The organism is Dyadobacter sp. CY326, assembly GCF_021390515.1.
Lineage (GTDB): Bacteria > Bacteroidota > Bacteroidia > Cytophagales > Spirosomataceae > Dyadobacter.
Map to the genome: position 1 here is coordinate 282,376 of NZ_JAJUXI010000002.1, position 14,016 is coordinate 296,391.

Annotated in this window: 13 protein-coding genes; 10 read left to right on the forward strand and 3 right to left on the reverse strand. The window is 45.9% G+C overall.

The features are described from left to right. Positions 1-28: 28 nt before the first annotated feature. Positions 29-1,744, reverse strand: coding sequence for a DNA polymerase/3'-5' exonuclease PolX (locus tag LZG73_RS01755; protein ID WP_233845773.1), 1,716 nt, complete (start codon positions 1,742-1,744; stop codon positions 29-31). A gap of 171 nt (positions 1,745-1,915) precedes the next feature. On the opposite strand from LZG73_RS01755, the gene LZG73_RS01760 reads away from it, so the two are divergent. The 3 genes from LZG73_RS01760 (at position 1,916) to LZG73_RS01770 (ending at position 4,671) form a co-directional block, all read left to right on the forward strand. Then, positions 1,916-3,190, forward strand: coding sequence for an AGE family epimerase/isomerase (locus LZG73_RS01760; protein ID WP_233845774.1), 1,275 nt, complete (start codon positions 1,916-1,918; stop codon positions 3,188-3,190). A 141-nt stretch (positions 3,191-3,331) separates the two neighbouring features. Then, positions 3,332-3,529, forward strand: coding sequence for a CsbD family protein (locus LZG73_RS01765; protein WP_233845775.1), 198 nt, complete (start codon positions 3,332-3,334; stop codon positions 3,527-3,529). 158 nt (positions 3,530-3,687) lie between these two features. Further along, positions 3,688-4,671 (forward strand): 3-hydroxyacyl-CoA dehydrogenase family protein, encoded by a 984-nt coding sequence (locus tag LZG73_RS01770; protein WP_233845776.1) that lies wholly within the window; start codon positions 3,688-3,690, stop codon positions 4,669-4,671. Here LZG73_RS01770 and LZG73_RS01775 read toward each other — a convergent pair whose 3' ends face one another. Together LZG73_RS01775 and LZG73_RS01780 are read right to left on the reverse strand one after the other, a co-directional pair. Beyond that, positions 4,672-4,956, reverse strand: coding sequence for a type II toxin-antitoxin system RelE/ParE family toxin (locus tag LZG73_RS01775; RefSeq protein ID WP_233845777.1), 285 nt, complete (start codon positions 4,954-4,956; stop codon positions 4,672-4,674). Next, positions 4,947-5,237, reverse strand: coding sequence for a hypothetical protein (locus LZG73_RS01780; protein WP_233845778.1), 291 nt, complete (start codon positions 5,235-5,237; stop codon positions 4,947-4,949). Before LZG73_RS01780 ends, LZG73_RS01775 begins: the two co-directional genes overlap by 10 nt. Before the next feature lie 209 nt (positions 5,238-5,446). Between LZG73_RS01780 and LZG73_RS01785 the strand changes: the two genes are divergently transcribed. From LZG73_RS01785 to lepA, 7 genes are all read left to right on the forward strand, one after another. Next, on the forward strand, positions 5,447-6,760 hold the full coding sequence (locus LZG73_RS01785) for a cytochrome ubiquinol oxidase subunit I (protein ID WP_233845779.1): 1,314 nt from the start codon (positions 5,447-5,449) through the stop codon (positions 6,758-6,760). Between the two features lie 117 nt (positions 6,761-6,877). Beyond that, the gene (locus LZG73_RS01790; protein ID WP_233845780.1) at positions 6,878-7,900 is read left to right on the forward strand and encodes a cytochrome d ubiquinol oxidase subunit II; all 1,023 of its coding nucleotides are present in this window, start codon (positions 6,878-6,880) and stop codon (positions 7,898-7,900) included. A gap of 120 nt (positions 7,901-8,020) precedes the next feature. Continuing rightward, complete coding sequence (locus LZG73_RS01795) at positions 8,021-8,770, forward strand: LytTR family DNA-binding domain-containing protein (protein WP_233845781.1); 750 nt, start codon at positions 8,021-8,023, stop codon at positions 8,768-8,770. Positions 8,771-8,868: 98 nt separating this feature from the next. Continuing rightward, positions 8,869-10,122 carry an L-fucose:H+ symporter permease gene (gene fucP / locus LZG73_RS01800; RefSeq protein ID WP_233845782.1) on the forward strand — a complete coding sequence of 418 codons (1,254 nt, stop codon included), beginning with the start codon at positions 8,869-8,871 and terminating at the stop codon, positions 10,120-10,122. A gap of 26 nt (positions 10,123-10,148) precedes the next feature. Further along, the gene (locus LZG73_RS01805) at positions 10,149-10,937 is read left to right on the forward strand and encodes an SDR family oxidoreductase (protein WP_233845783.1); all 789 of its coding nucleotides are present in this window, start codon (positions 10,149-10,151) and stop codon (positions 10,935-10,937) included. 38 nt (positions 10,938-10,975) lie between these two features. Next, positions 10,976-11,992 carry a zinc-binding alcohol dehydrogenase family protein gene (locus LZG73_RS01810; RefSeq protein ID WP_233845784.1) on the forward strand — a complete coding sequence of 339 codons (1,017 nt, stop codon included), beginning with the start codon at positions 10,976-10,978 and terminating at the stop codon, positions 11,990-11,992. A gap of 150 nt (positions 11,993-12,142) precedes the next feature. After that, on the forward strand, positions 12,143-13,930 hold the full coding sequence (gene lepA, locus LZG73_RS01815) for a translation elongation factor 4 (RefSeq protein ID WP_233845785.1): 1,788 nt from the start codon (positions 12,143-12,145) through the stop codon (positions 13,928-13,930). Positions 13,931-14,016 lie beyond the last annotated feature (86 nt).

A 14,016-nucleotide genomic window follows, 5' to 3' on the forward strand; every position in this document is an offset into this window, starting at 1 on the left:
GATTTGATTATAACTTATTTAATAATTACTATAATTTAACCGGCCTCTCTCTCAGATATTCCTCCATCCGCTCCAATCCGAAAGCATTGAAAGTCATATCCTTCGTCAAACCTCCTTTTCTGGCGACTGCTACGCCGTAGTGCATGTCGAAATAACCTTCTTTGGAGTGGGCGTCGGGGTTAATGCTCAGAAGAACGCCTTTTTCGATGCAGTAGGAAATCCAGCGCCAGTCGAGGTCGAGGCGCCAGGGGGAGGCGTTGATTTCGATGACGACTTTGTGCTCGGCGCAAGCGTCGATGATGGTTTTGTGGTCTATTGGATAACCTTCTCTTGAAAGCAACAAGCGGCCGGTTGGATGGCCCAGGATGGTCGTGTATGGGTTTTCAATGGCTTTGAGCAAGCGCGTTGTTGCCTTTTCCTGCGTCATAGTCAGGTTGCTGTGCACGGAAGCGACAATGTAATCAAAGGAAGCAAGGATTTCGGTCGGATAATCCAGTGAGCCGTCGCCTAAAATGTCGGACTCAATTCCTTTCAAAATTTTGAATGGTTTATCCGGATTTTCTGCGGCAAACCTCGCATTCAGCCTTGCGATTTCTTCATGCTGGCGAATGACGTCCTCAATCTTCAAACCTTGCGCGTAAGTCGCCGTTTGTGAGTGATCGGCAATACCCAAATATTCAAAACCAAGCTCCCGGCAATAAAGCGCCATTTGTTCCAATGTATGCTGGCCGTCGGAATAAGTGCTGTGATTGTGCAGAATCCCTTTCAGATCATCCCATGTAATGAGGTCGTCAGAAGAATGTGTTTCGGCCCAGGTGAACTCGTCTGCGCCTTCGCGCATTTCAGGGACAATGTAAGGCAAGCCCGCCTTTTGGTAAATCGCCTCCTCATTTTCAGCCGGTTCATAATGGGCTTGTCGCCAAATTGTGCCGCCCGATGAGGTTTGACGTCCTAAATGCCACGCATTAGAGGTTTCGATAAACAACTCATTAACAACACGTTCCGGCTTCGCCGCAACGATTTCGATGTCCACCGCAACATCCTGCACATTGCCACGCCACACGAATGGCGACGAGCGCTTTTCGTCCTGCACAAGCAGTTCAATTTCACTGATAAATGTTTGCAGCAAAGCAGGTGAATCCGTTCCAACAAGGATTTTAATATTATCTACAATTTCTGCCCTGCGCCGAATGTCGCCTGCGACTTCCACCTGGTCAAAGCTCTTTTTCAGCTCCTTAATGATCATATCAGCAATCACTTCGGCTTTGTCCATGCGTAACTTGCCAGCCTGATCTTTCAGAAAAGCGAGTGAATCAAGGATTTTCTGCTGGATGCTTCCACCGAAACCTTTGAGCTTCGCAACCGAGCCGTTCAGGCAGGCCAGTTCGAGTTCGTGGAGGTTATCAATGCCCAATTCCTGCCAGAGCACGGCGATTTTCTTGGGCCCAATTCCTTTGATATTGAACATTTCCATCACACCCAGCGGCGTGTTGCGGAGCAGTTCTTCCAACTCGGGAAATGTGCCCGTTTTGGCAATCTGAATGATCTTGCCGGCCGTGCTTTTGCCAATTCCCTGCAATTTGACGAGCTCCTGCTCGGTCATATTTTGAAGCTCACCATCCTTATATTTATCCAGATAAAACGCCGCGATGGAATATCCCTTGATCTTGAAAGGGTCCACACCATGCAGTTCCATCAATTTGGCGGTTAATTCCAGGATCTCTACAATTTCAGGATTGCTCATAATATTTTCAGATGATTGAATTCTTTGCGAATAACGAAGTATGTCTCAGCATTTGCAAATATCGGGCAAGTAGTCCATTTTTTCCTTTAAGTAGTTATAGTAACGACCAGCCTTAAATAGGAGAAATTTAAACAAAACAACCCTTCGCGGGACATAAATAAAGTGACCGAAATGAGCCTTGACCAATTAAAAAGTTACCGAAACGAAATCCACAACCACTTAACAACCGAGCTGCTTCCTTTTTGGGAAAGTCGGTGCGTCGACAAAGAAAACGGCGGTTTCATCACGCATTTTGACAATGCAGGAAACGATTCGGGAGAAGACGAAAAATCACTTATTGCACAAACCAGGACGGTTTTTACATTCTCTTCGGCGCACCGAGCGGGTTATGGCGACGGCCGTTATGCTGCCATTGCAAGCCACGGTGTCGATTTCCTGATCAATAAAATGTGGGACGAGGAACACGGCGGTTTTTACTGGCTTATGGACCGGAAAGGCAATGTGAAGATTGACGAAAAAATCGTTTATGGACACAGTTTTGCAATTTATAGCCTTGCAGAATACACATTGGCTACGGGCGATCCGCGCGGGTTGGAATATGCCGAGAAGGTTTTTGATTTATTACAAATTCATGGTGCAGACACTTATTATGGCGGTTATTTTGAAATGTTTCACCGCAATTGGGAGCTGAAAGGCAATGGCCCCGCAGGAGGTGACCGCAAAACTTTGGATGCACACATGCATTTGATGGAGGCTTTCACTACATTATATGAAGCGAGCCAAAAACAAGTGCATAAGCGTAAACTAATGGAAATTATCGAGTTGCTTTTGCACAAAATCATGCATCCGCAATATAAAACGGGCATTCCGCAGTTTTGGGCAGACTGGACAGTGGCGCCGCAGATCAAATTTGACATTATCTGGGGCTGGGACCGTTTTCCGGAAGACGGGATGAAAAGTTCGGCCGAAGACAACACGAGTTACGGGCATAATGTGGAATTTGCATGGTTGCTCATGCACGCGCTCGACATTGCGGGTGTGCCATATAATGCTTATCAAGATCAGCTTTTGGCCTCCTATGACCACGCGGTTGAGCACGGCATCGATTGGGAATTTGGCGGCGTGTATGTGGAAGGCTCGCACGCTGGCGAGGTTTATGACCGTGAAAAAGAGTTTTGGCAGCAGGCAGAGGTGATTATCGGGATGCTGGACGCTTATCGTGTTTATGGTGATGAAAAATATTTGAAGGCTTATGATGCAACCCACCGTTTCGTTTTTGATAAAATGATCCACCATGAAGTGGGCGAATGGCTGCCATTGCTGACGCGTCAGGGCGAGCCGATCTGGAAACACATGAGCCATTCGTGGAAAGTAAATTACCATTCTGTGCGCTCAATGGTGCAGGGCATTGTCCGACTTGATAAGCTCATTGCACAATCTGTGTAAGATTTTCCAAGCAAAACTTTGGACAGATCAATGAAAAGGCCCTTTCTGGACGCTGAAAACAGTTTGGTACGGTCTTTGCTCTGTTGTTTTCAGTTCAATGCTTCAAACGAAGCAACTTTTTAAATTTAAATAGAAAAAGTCATGAGTGCTTTCACGCAACAAGTAAAAGGCAATTGGAATGAGCTAAAAGGTAAGTTCAAACAACAATATGCAGATTTAACTGATGATGACCTGTTATATGAAGATGGAAAAGAAGACGAGCTTCTTGGTAAACTTCAAAAGAAACTAGGTAAGACCCGTGAAGAAGTGGAAAGTGAAGTAGACAGCTGGTCGCGATAGGCCAAAGTCTGATGGACTTGGTCAGATTGACTTAGTTTACTAGAACGATAAATATGGTTAAAAGCCCCGGAATTGAGTTTTCGGGGTTTTTTGTTTGTAGTAGGAAGCGCACGCCTTGCCCTTTTATCAGCATCTTCCATTCACAAAATGTTTTTGCAATGAATCCAAATGAAATACCGGTCGGCATAGTTGGGTTGGGCTTAATGGGTTGCAGCATTGTCACGTGCTTGCTGATTGCAGGGCATCCCGTGATTGCAATCGCCCCTATCAGTGCGGATTTGCTTCACGCGGAGAGGCGGATTCGGGAACATTTGGAAAATTCTTTGGAAAAAGGGCTTATTACCGAGAATGCAGATCACTATTTCAAAAACCTGATCATCACGGAAGACTACGCAGCATTGAAACCTTGCAAACTGGTTAACGAATGCACGATTGAGGACATTAACATTAAGGAATCGGTCTATAAAAAAGTAGAAGCCGTGATTACGCCGGATGCATTGCTTTCGAGCAACACATCTGCGATCCCGATCAGTCAGTTGCAAAAATTGACGCTTCATCCACAACGTTTTCTGGGCTTACACTGGACCGAGCCTGCGCATACGACCCGGTTTTTGGAAGTGATTTGCGGGGACGACACCGACATTAAGAATGGGGAATATTTATACGAACTTTCGTACAAATGGGGCAAAGAGCCTATCCTGGTTAGAAAAGACATTGCCGGATTTATCACCAACCGCCTCATGTACGCAATGTATCGCGAGGCCATAAGCCTGGTGGAGAACGGTTATGCGACCATCGAAGACATCGACCGCTCGTGCCGGAATAATGCGGGTTACTTTATGACCATGGTCGGCGTTTTTCGCTGGATGGATCTGACAGGCGTTCCGGCTTATCACACCGTGATGAAAAACCTGCTTCCCACATTAAATAACAGCACAGAAGTCCCCGAGCTTATCGACAAAGTCGTCCGCGAAGGCGGCCGCGGCGTCGCCAATTCCCACGGTTTTTACGAATACGAACCCGGCGAAGCCGAAGTTTGGGAAGAAACATTCAAAGAATTTACCTACGAAATCCGCCAGCTGGCCCTGAAATATCCGGCTGACATTGTGAAAAGACGTTTGGCTGAGAAGCAACGGAAGTGATTATTTTGGAGGAAATTTTTTATAAATATCTCCGCGAGACTGGATTGTAATGATAGAGACGATCTTAATGGTGCCTTCTTGATGTTTCAGGCCGATTCGGTAACCACCGACACGGATGCGGTAATATTCCTTATTTCCCTTTCCCTGAATCAATGAACAATCGGGAATGTCCATGATATTCTGGACGGCTTTGATGTTATTTAGAACAACTGAAACCTGCCTTTGAATGTAATCCGGACAACGTTTTAGTTCTTTAACAAATGCTTTTTCAACGACTAGTTCCATCCCATTTCTTTTTGGAACTGCTCGAAAGTGATGGTGTCTCCTTTATCACGATCCTTCAATATTTCTAATAAAAAAATATCTTCAAGCTCCTGGTTCTCAATCACCGTTAATACTTTTTCAATCTCCTCCACAGACCAGTTTCCACGCTTTTTCTTTTGTGAGAAATTAGGAGCAGGAATGCCCGCTTTTTCAGCGATGTAAGCATTTTTATAGCCCGACTTGTCAATCAGGACTCCTAAATGACTTCGCAAATTTTTATAGTCTTCAATTATTCCCAGCATATCGCAAACCTTAAATTTATATTATTAGTAAAATTACTAATTTTTATTTATCACAATCACTTATTCTTCAAGATCCAGTTGATAAATCCGTGATCCTTTTTCCAACAAAAACTGGTTAGTCAAACATTCCTTCGCTAGCTTTGGATGGCTTCTTTTTTGGGTTGCCGGAGGCTCTGAATGCTTCCTATTTTTTAGTAAAATAATTCCAGATGGACGATTTTTTAGCTGCCAGATCACAAATGGCCCTGTCGCTGGGCTTCCACATTATATTTTCCTGCATTGGCATGGTGATGCCGTTTTTTATGGCCGTAGCGCATTATTACTGGCTCAAAACCGATAATGTTGTTTTCAAAAATGTCACAAAAGCTTGGAGCAAAGGCGTTGCGATCTTCTTTGCAACGGGCGCAGTTTCCGGAACCGTGCTTTCCTTCGAGCTCGGCCTCTTATGGCCCGAATTCATGAAACACGCTGGCCCCATTTTCGGAATGCCGTTCTCGTTGGAAGGAACGGCATTTTTTATTGAAGCAATCGCACTGGGATTTTTCCTTTATGGCTGGGACAGATTCAATAAATGGTTTCACTGGTTCACCGGCGTCATCGTCGGCGTGAGCGGATTGCTCTCCGGCATTCTCGTTGTGGCGGCCAATGCGTGGATGAACAGCCCGGCCGGTTTCGATTTCGTTGACGGAAAATATCTCAACATCGACCCGATCCAGGCAATGCTGAATGATGCTTGGTTTTCGCAAGCATTACACATGACTCTTGCAGCTTTTGTCGCAACAGGATTTGCGGTTGCCGGTGTGCATGCATTGATGATTCTGAAAGGTAAAAACATTCATTTTCATACAAAATCTTTCAAAATCGCGGCCATATTTGGATGCGTCGCAGCCATCTTACAACCACTGAGCGGAGACATTTCTGCCAAAGATGTTGCTATTCGTCAGCCTGCCAAACTTGCTGCCATGGAAGCACATTTCAAAACAGAATCTTCGGCCTCGCTAATCATCGGCGGCATCCCCGATGAAGAGAATAAAAAAGTCGATTATGCGATTAAGCTGCCCGGTTTTTTGAGTTTTCTGGCCCACGGCGATTTCAAATCGGAAGTGACGGGACTTGATAAGATTCCCGAAGAAAACCACCCGCCTGTGACGGTCACGCATTTTGCATTCCAAATCATGGTCGGCATGGGCATGGCCATGATGCTTATTGCATTGATTTACTTTCTGGCTTTATGGAAAAAGAAACAATGGCTGACCAGTCCCTGGCTCTTAAAATTGTTCGTCGCCGCAACGCCATTGGGTTTTATAGCCGTCGAAGCGGGCTGGACAGTAACCGAAGTCGGCAGACAGCCATGGATCATTTATAATGTAATGCGCACAGCCGATGCCGTCACGCCAATGCCCGGCATCGCCTACTCGTTTTACCTTTTCAGCGCCGTCTACATTTCCCTAGCCATCATAGTAGCATTCATGCTTTACCGACAAATCAAAATGGTAGGAACTCTCTACGACAAAGCAGAATAAAATAATTCAGCACAAGCCCCCGCAAATTCACTCATTCACTCATTCACTCATTCAGTCATTCACTCATTCACTCATTAAATCATTCAATCATTCAATCATTCAGTCATTCAAAATTGCATGCTCTACATCGTCATAACCTTCCTCTGGGCTTCAATCCTCCTCTATCTCCTCCTCGGCGGAGCAGATTATGGGGCTGGCATTATTGAGCTTTTTACTTCGCGCAAGAACAAAGACGTTACGCGGCAAACATTATATGGAGCCATCGGACCCATCTGGGAAGCCAATCACATGTGGCTGATCATTGCCATTGTGATCCTGTTTGTTGGCTTTCCCGTAATTTATTCCACCATGTCCATACACCTGCATATCCCGCTGACAATCATGCTTTTGGGCATCATTGCGCGCGGGACCGCCTTCACTTTCAGGCATTACGATGCGGTGGTAGATGATATGCAATATCTCTACAACACGATTTTCGCGGTTTCAAGCTTTATTACGCCGTTATTCTTAGGCATCATTGCCGGAAGCGCCGTTTCGGGGCACATCGATCCGGCTGCGGACACATTCTTGTCCGCCTATATTTTTAGCTGGCTACATTGGTTTTCCGTTTCGGTTGGCTTGTTTACGGTTGCGATCTGTGGTTTTCTGGCGTCGGTTTATCTCATTGGTGAAACCAAAAATGACCAGGATCGGCTCCGGTTCGCGCATAAGGCGCAGTTTTTCAATATCGCAGCTGTGCTTTGCGGCATTCTGGTTTTTATAGCCGCTTATATTGAACATATTCCCTTACTCGAATGGGTTTTTGGCAATTGGGTCGGACGCATTGCCATCATTTCTGCCACACTCTCGCTCGTTTGGATGTGGTCACTGCTTTATCAGGGAAAACTGGCGCTGCTTCGTCCTTTGGCAGGATTTCAAGTTACGATGATCTTGCTGACAACGACTTACAAACATTTTCCCAACATTGTCATTCTGAAAGGCGGCGGTTATTTGTCGCTGCTTGAACATCGCGGACAGGAAAAAACCATGGAAGCCCTTGGTCTTGCCTTGCTGATCGGGAGCGTTTTTATCCTGCCAGCTTTGTTTTATTTAATTTATAGTTTTCAAAAGAAACCACTAGGCTATCCTGCCGAGCATTAACCTTAAAATCAACCACCCCAACCGATTATTCATCAGACAGGAGCTGTTTTTCCAATAACCAATATTTTGGTTTGGGATGCACGCTGAGGCCCAAGCGTTAGAAACGCCCCGCCACCTGTTATGATAAGAGTTTTGGTTATTGATGATGAATTGAGCGCGCGGATTGAGCTGCACGACATGATCATGAATTCCGTTCCCGAAATATCGGAGGTCCTGTTTGCAGCTTCGGGACGAGAAGCGAAGGAGATTTTGCTGACTTACGAGCCGGACATTGTGTTAATGGACATTGAAATGCCCTGTCAGAGTGGTTTTGAATTGCTGCTGACATTTAAAAATCCAGCTTTTGACATCATTTTCATCACAGCCGACAATCAGTATGCCATTAAGGCACTTCGCTTCAATGCATTGGATTATCTGCTCAAACCTGTCGATGCGGGTGAGTTGAGCGAAGCCATTCAAAGGCATTTGGTCAATCGCGCCTCAGATCGCCCAAAGAGACTGCTCGTCCAAAATACGGTCACCATGATCGGCAAAAAAAACGTCACGGAATTCAGGCTGCCCCTTCCGACCCTGGAAGGCGTTAAGTTGTTTCCGCTTCGGCAGGTGATCCGTTTGCATGCAGACCGCAATTACACGGAAATTCATCTGATCAACAAAAGAGTTTTGATTGCCAGTAAAACACTCAAAATTTTTGAGGACATGCTCACGCCCTATAAATTCATCCGGACGCATAAATCGCACCTTGTTAACCGGGTTCATATTATTAGTGTAAGCCATGATTATCAATACATGATGCTCAGTGATGGCTCGCGTGTGGAGATTTCAAGGAGAAAAAAAGAATTTGTGCTGCATACATTAAAGGTCCGCTGACGCATCAAGGTCGGAGGAGAAAATCGGCGCGGTTTAAGTAGATAAGCCGAAAAAAGGTGTTACTATATCTTGTTACTGATAACTAACTCCTGACCTCTATGACCGATCGTAAAACGCGGCTGGCTATTATTCTGATCACTTCTTTGTTTTTCCTATGGGGCTTTGCCCTGAATTTAAACCCAATCCTGATCCCGCATTTAAAGAAAGCCTGTCAGCTCAGCGACTTCCAATCAGCACTCATTGACTCCGCTTCCTACATTGCCTATTTTCTGATTGCATTGCCCGCGGGGCTTTTCATGAAACGGTTTGGCTATAAAGCAGGGATTACATTGGGTTTGTTGCTGTTTGCCTTCGGAACATTCCTGTTTTATCCGGCTGCTGAATTAAGGCATTTCGGATTCTTTCTATTTGCGCTTTTTGTCATTGCGAGTGGGTTAACATTGTTGGAAACGGCCGCGAATCCATACATTACGGTGCTGGGAGACAGCGAATCGGCAACGCAGCGGCTCAATTTTGCACAATCATTTAATGGTCTTGCCGCATTTCTTGCGCCGTTGATGGGCGGGACTTTCATTCTTTCGGGCAAAACATTGACCGAGCAGGAACAACAGGCCATGTCGCCGGAGCAGCTCAATGGTTATCTGAATGCAGAAGCTTCTTCGGTGCAGCTGCCTTTTCTGGTGATTGGCATTGTTGTATTGTTTGTCGCATTAATGATCTGGCGCACGTCGCTTCCCGAAATCCAGGACGAAGTGGATTCGCCTGAAAAGGTTAGCGGTTCTATTTGGGATGAAAAAAACCTGATTTTGGGCGTTATAGCGCAATTTTTTTACGTCGGCGCACAGGTTTGTATCAGCAGTTTCTTCATCCGTTTTTCAGACAAAGTTGCCGGAATTGATGAAAAAACAGCCGCTTACGTTTTATCTGGCGCATTTCTGAGCTTTATGATAGGCCGTTTCATTGGCACATATCTGATGCGTTTTGTGGCTCCACCACGTTTGCTGGCACTTTACAGTGTTATTAATGTGGCCTTGCTGATCCTCGCCGTCCTCACCGAAGGCATGGTTGCAGTTTACGCGTTGGTAGGCGTTCAGTTTTTCATGTCCATCATGTTCCCGACCATTTTTGCATTAAGCATTCGCGGATTAGGGGAAAAAACCAAGATCGGGTCGTCACTGGTGATCATGTCCATTGTGGGCGGAGCCGTTTTTCCGGTGATTATGGGACAGGTTTCCGACGTTTCATCGATTCAGACTGCCTACATTGTTCCTGCGATCTGTTTCCTTGTTGTTCTTTATTTTGCAATAAAAAATAATTCAATCAAAAATGTGACGCTGGGTGCTTCCCATTAACCGTTGCAATGTCAGTCATTTCAATTATGGATTTACAATTAAAAGATAAGGTCGTCGTCGTAACGGGTGGAGCCAAAGGAATTGGCGAAGGAATTGTGCACGTTCTGGCGAGCGAAGGCGCGATCCCCGTGATTATTGGCCGCAATGCGGAAGACAATCAAAAAGTGGTGGACGAGCTTGCTGGTCAGGGCTTTGCGTCTTCTCATGTGGTTGCGGAGCTCACCGAACCAGCCGCGTGTGAAGCGGCCGTCAAGGCGGTGATTGAAAAATACGGACGCATTGACGGGCTTGTCAACAATGCTGGAGTCAACGATGGCGTAGGCTTGGAAAGTGGTGATTATGAGCGCTTCATGGCATCATTGCATAAGAATGTTGTCCATTATTATTTGATGGCGCATCATGCACTGCCCGCATTGAAAGCTTCCAAGGGAGCCATTGTCAATATCAGTTCAAAAACGGCCGACACGGGCCAGGGAGGCACATCTGCCTATGCCGCGGCCAATGGCGGGCGCAACGGACTTACGCGTGAATGGGCTGTGGAGCTATTAAAATACGGCATCCGCGTCAATTCGGTTATTGTGGCCGAATGCTGGACGCCGCTGTATGAAAGATGGATTGAAACTTTGCCCAATCCAAAAGAAAAACTGGCTTCCATCACAGCGCACATTCCATTGGAAAACCGGATGACAACGGCCGAAGAAATCGCCAATATGACCGTTTTTCTGTTGTCGCAACGTTCTAGTCACACCACGGGACAGCTCATTTATGTGGATGGCGGTTATGTGCATCTTGATCGCGCATTGGCCAATTCCTGATTTTCTCAACGAATAAATTCCGTTAATTCCTTTCATTCATGGAAGTTTTAGTTTGCACAACGCCGGGCGAATTTGCCTACAAACAAGCAGAAAAGCCGGTTCTTTCGACGGGTCACACCATTTTAAAAATAAAAAGGATCGGCATTTGCGGAACGGATCTGCATGCATTTGAAGGAACGCAGCCTTTCTTCAATTATCCCCGCATTCTAGGTCACGAATTGGCGGGCGAAATTGTTGAAACAGATGGAGCTGAGGGTTTTAATGTGGGCGAAGCCGTGACATTCATTCCTTATTTCAATTGTGGAAAATGCATTGCATGTCGCAACAACAAACCAAACTGCTGTACGAGCATTCGCGTTTCCGGCGTGCATATCGATGGCGGAATGTCCGAATATTTGTCTGTCCCCTCCTACTCGCTTGTGCACGGAAACGGGTTGAGCTTTGACGAACTGGCGCTTGTTGAAATGCTTTCGATTGGTGCGCATGGGATTCGTCGGGCCAATGTTGAGCCGGGAGAGAATGTGCTGGTTGTAGGCGCAGGACCCATTGGATTGGGGACAATTGAATTTGCTAAAATCGCAGGCGCAAATGTGATCGCCCTTGATGTGAATGATGCAAGATTGGCCTTTTGCCATGAAAAGCTAGGCGTTTCGCACACCGTTAATGCGTTGGCGGACAATGTTTTGGAAAAACTAAATGACATTACAAATGGCGATATGCCGGCGGTGATCGTGGATGCAACGGGGAATTTGAGGGCCATTAACAATGCTTTCACATATCTCGCGCATGGCGGTCGTTATGTGCTTGTAGGGCTTCAAAAAGGCGATATTAGTTTCAGTCACCCCGAGTTTCACAAGCGGGAAGCCACACTAATGAGCAGCCGAAATGCCACGCGCGTTGACTTCGAGCACGTTATCAGCAGCATGAAAAACGGCAGCATTGATCCCACGACTTATATCACGCACCGAGTCGCTTTTGGACAGGTTAAGGACGAATTCGAAGGCTGGCTTGATCCGGCGAATGGTGTGATTAAAGCAATGGTTTCGATGGACTAGCCGTTTCGATGCGATGGAATTCCCTTGCACCTTCGCTTTAAGTTTGAACTTCAATGAGAAAAGCTGTTGAAATATTAATTACCCTCGTAATTTTGCAGATGCTTTGCCTCAGATTTTTACGAGCGGCGCATTGGAACAGTAACTACTTTCATGAAGAAAATCCGTAATTTTTGCATTATTGCCCATATTGACCACGGGAAAAGCACGTTGGCAGACCGATTGCTGGAATTTACAAATACAGTAAGCAAGCGGGAAATGCAGGCTCAGCTGCTTGATAACATGGATCTGGAAAGGGAACGCGGCATCACGATCAAGAGCCACGCGATTCAAATGACTTATCCATATAAAGGAGAAGAATATACTTTTAACCTGATCGATACGCCCGGCCACGTCGATTTTTCTTATGAAGTTTCCCGCTCCATTGCGGCTTGCGAAGGTGCATTGCTGCTTGTGGACGCATCTCAGGGAACAGAAGCCCAGACAATTTCCAATCTTTATCTGGCGATTAACCATGACCTGGTTATCATTCCGGTTTTAAATAAAATCGATTTGCCGGGTGCAATGCCTGAGGAAATCAAAGATGAAATGGTGGACCTGCTTGGCTGCAACCGGGAGGACATTATTCCCGCCAGCGGAAAAGAAGGAATCGGCATCGAGGCGATTCTGAATGCCATTGTTGAAAGAATTCCTGCACCGGTTGGTGATCCAGCGGCACCTTTGCAAGCATTGATTTTTGACTCTGTTTTCAATTCTTATCGTGGAATCGAGGTTATTTTCCGCGTTAAAAACGGCAGTGTCAGGAAAGGCGACCGCGTCAAATTTATGGCGACGGGCAAAGAATATATTGCCGACGAGATCGGAACACTTGGTTTACAGCAAATTCCCAAGCAAGTGGTGGAATGCGGCGATGTAGGTTACCTGATTTCTGGGATCAAAGTTGCCAAGGAAGTGAAAGTTGGCGACACTTTTACGCATATAGACAGGCCGGCAAGTGAAGGAATCGTCGGATTTTCGGAGGTAAAACCCATGGTTTTTGCAGGAATTTATCCTGTCGACACCAGCGAATTTGAAGAGCTGCGCGAGGCGATGGAAAAGCTGCAATTGAATGATGCGGCCCTCGTTTGGGAGCCTGAAACTTCTGCCGCACTGGGCTTTGGTTTCCGCTGCGGCTTCCTGGGAATGCTGCATATGGAAATCGTTCAGGAAAGGTTAGAGCGTGAATTTGACATGACGGTGATTACGACCGTTCCTTCAGTTCAATTCCGCGTGATTAACACCAAAGATCAGTTGCTAAACATTAGCGCTCCTTCCGAAATGCCTGAACCTAACCACATTAAGTGGATCGAAGAGCCTTATATTAATGCACAGATCATTACAAAGTCCGATTACATTGGACCAATCCTGAACTTGTGTATGGATAAGAGGGGAATCTTGAAAAATCAGGTTTATTTGACCTCTGAAAGGGTTGAGCTGCAATTCCTTATCCCGTTGGCGGAGGTTGTTTTTGACTTTTTTGATAAATTAAAAACCATTTCCCGCGGCTACGCTTCGCTGGATTACGAACTTGCAGGTTACCAGGAATCGGAAATGGTGAAACTGGACGTGATGTTGAACGGCGAGCCCGTTGACGCACTTTCTGCAATTGTGCATAGGACCAAATCTTACGAATGGGGCAAGAAACTTTGTGAAAAACTCAGAGAACTGATCCCGCGTCAGATGTTTGAAATTGCGATTCAGGCTGCCATTGGTCAAAAAATCATTGCCCGCGAAACCGTTAAGGCAATGCGGAAAGACGTTTTGGCAAAATGTTATGGTGGCGATATTTCCCGTAAAAGGAAGCTGCTCGAAAAACAGAAAAAGGGTAAAAAACGCATGCGCCAGGTCGGTAACGTTGAAATTCCGCAAGAGGCATTTATGGCCGTGTTGAAAATCAATTGATTAATTCCCAAATGTTCAGCCCTGGGCTGTTCCGGTCATTTTTATGAAGTGAAAGGTCTAACCTATCCGCGTTTTATTGTAATTTT

Coding starts and splice junctions, on each gene's coding strand:
- LZG73_RS01755 (WP_233845773.1), bottom strand. CDS start 1,744: ATGAGCAATCCTGAAATTGTAGAGATCCTGGAATTAACCGCCAAATTG.
- LZG73_RS01760 (WP_233845774.1), top strand. CDS start 1,916: ATGAGCCTTGACCAATTAAAAAGTTACCGAAACGAAATCCACAACCAC.
- LZG73_RS01765 (WP_233845775.1), top strand. CDS start 3,332: ATGAGTGCTTTCACGCAACAAGTAAAAGGCAATTGGAATGAGCTAAAA.
- LZG73_RS01770 (WP_233845776.1), top strand. CDS start 3,688: ATGAATCCAAATGAAATACCGGTCGGCATAGTTGGGTTGGGCTTAATG.
- LZG73_RS01775 (WP_233845777.1), bottom strand. CDS start 4,956: ATGGAACTAGTCGTTGAAAAAGCATTTGTTAAAGAACTAAAACGTTGT.
- LZG73_RS01780 (WP_233845778.1), bottom strand. CDS start 5,237: ATGCTGGGAATAATTGAAGACTATAAAAATTTGCGAAGTCATTTAGGA.
- LZG73_RS01785 (WP_233845779.1), top strand. CDS start 5,447: ATGGACGATTTTTTAGCTGCCAGATCACAAATGGCCCTGTCGCTGGGC.
- LZG73_RS01790 (WP_233845780.1), top strand. CDS start 6,878: ATGCTCTACATCGTCATAACCTTCCTCTGGGCTTCAATCCTCCTCTAT.
- LZG73_RS01795 (WP_233845781.1), top strand. CDS start 8,021: ATGATAAGAGTTTTGGTTATTGATGATGAATTGAGCGCGCGGATTGAG.
- fucP (WP_233845782.1), top strand. CDS start 8,869: ATGACCGATCGTAAAACGCGGCTGGCTATTATTCTGATCACTTCTTTG.
- LZG73_RS01805 (WP_233845783.1), top strand. CDS start 10,149: ATGGATTTACAATTAAAAGATAAGGTCGTCGTCGTAACGGGTGGAGCC.
- LZG73_RS01810 (WP_233845784.1), top strand. CDS start 10,976: ATGGAAGTTTTAGTTTGCACAACGCCGGGCGAATTTGCCTACAAACAA.
- lepA (WP_233845785.1), top strand. CDS start 12,143: ATGAAGAAAATCCGTAATTTTTGCATTATTGCCCATATTGACCACGGG.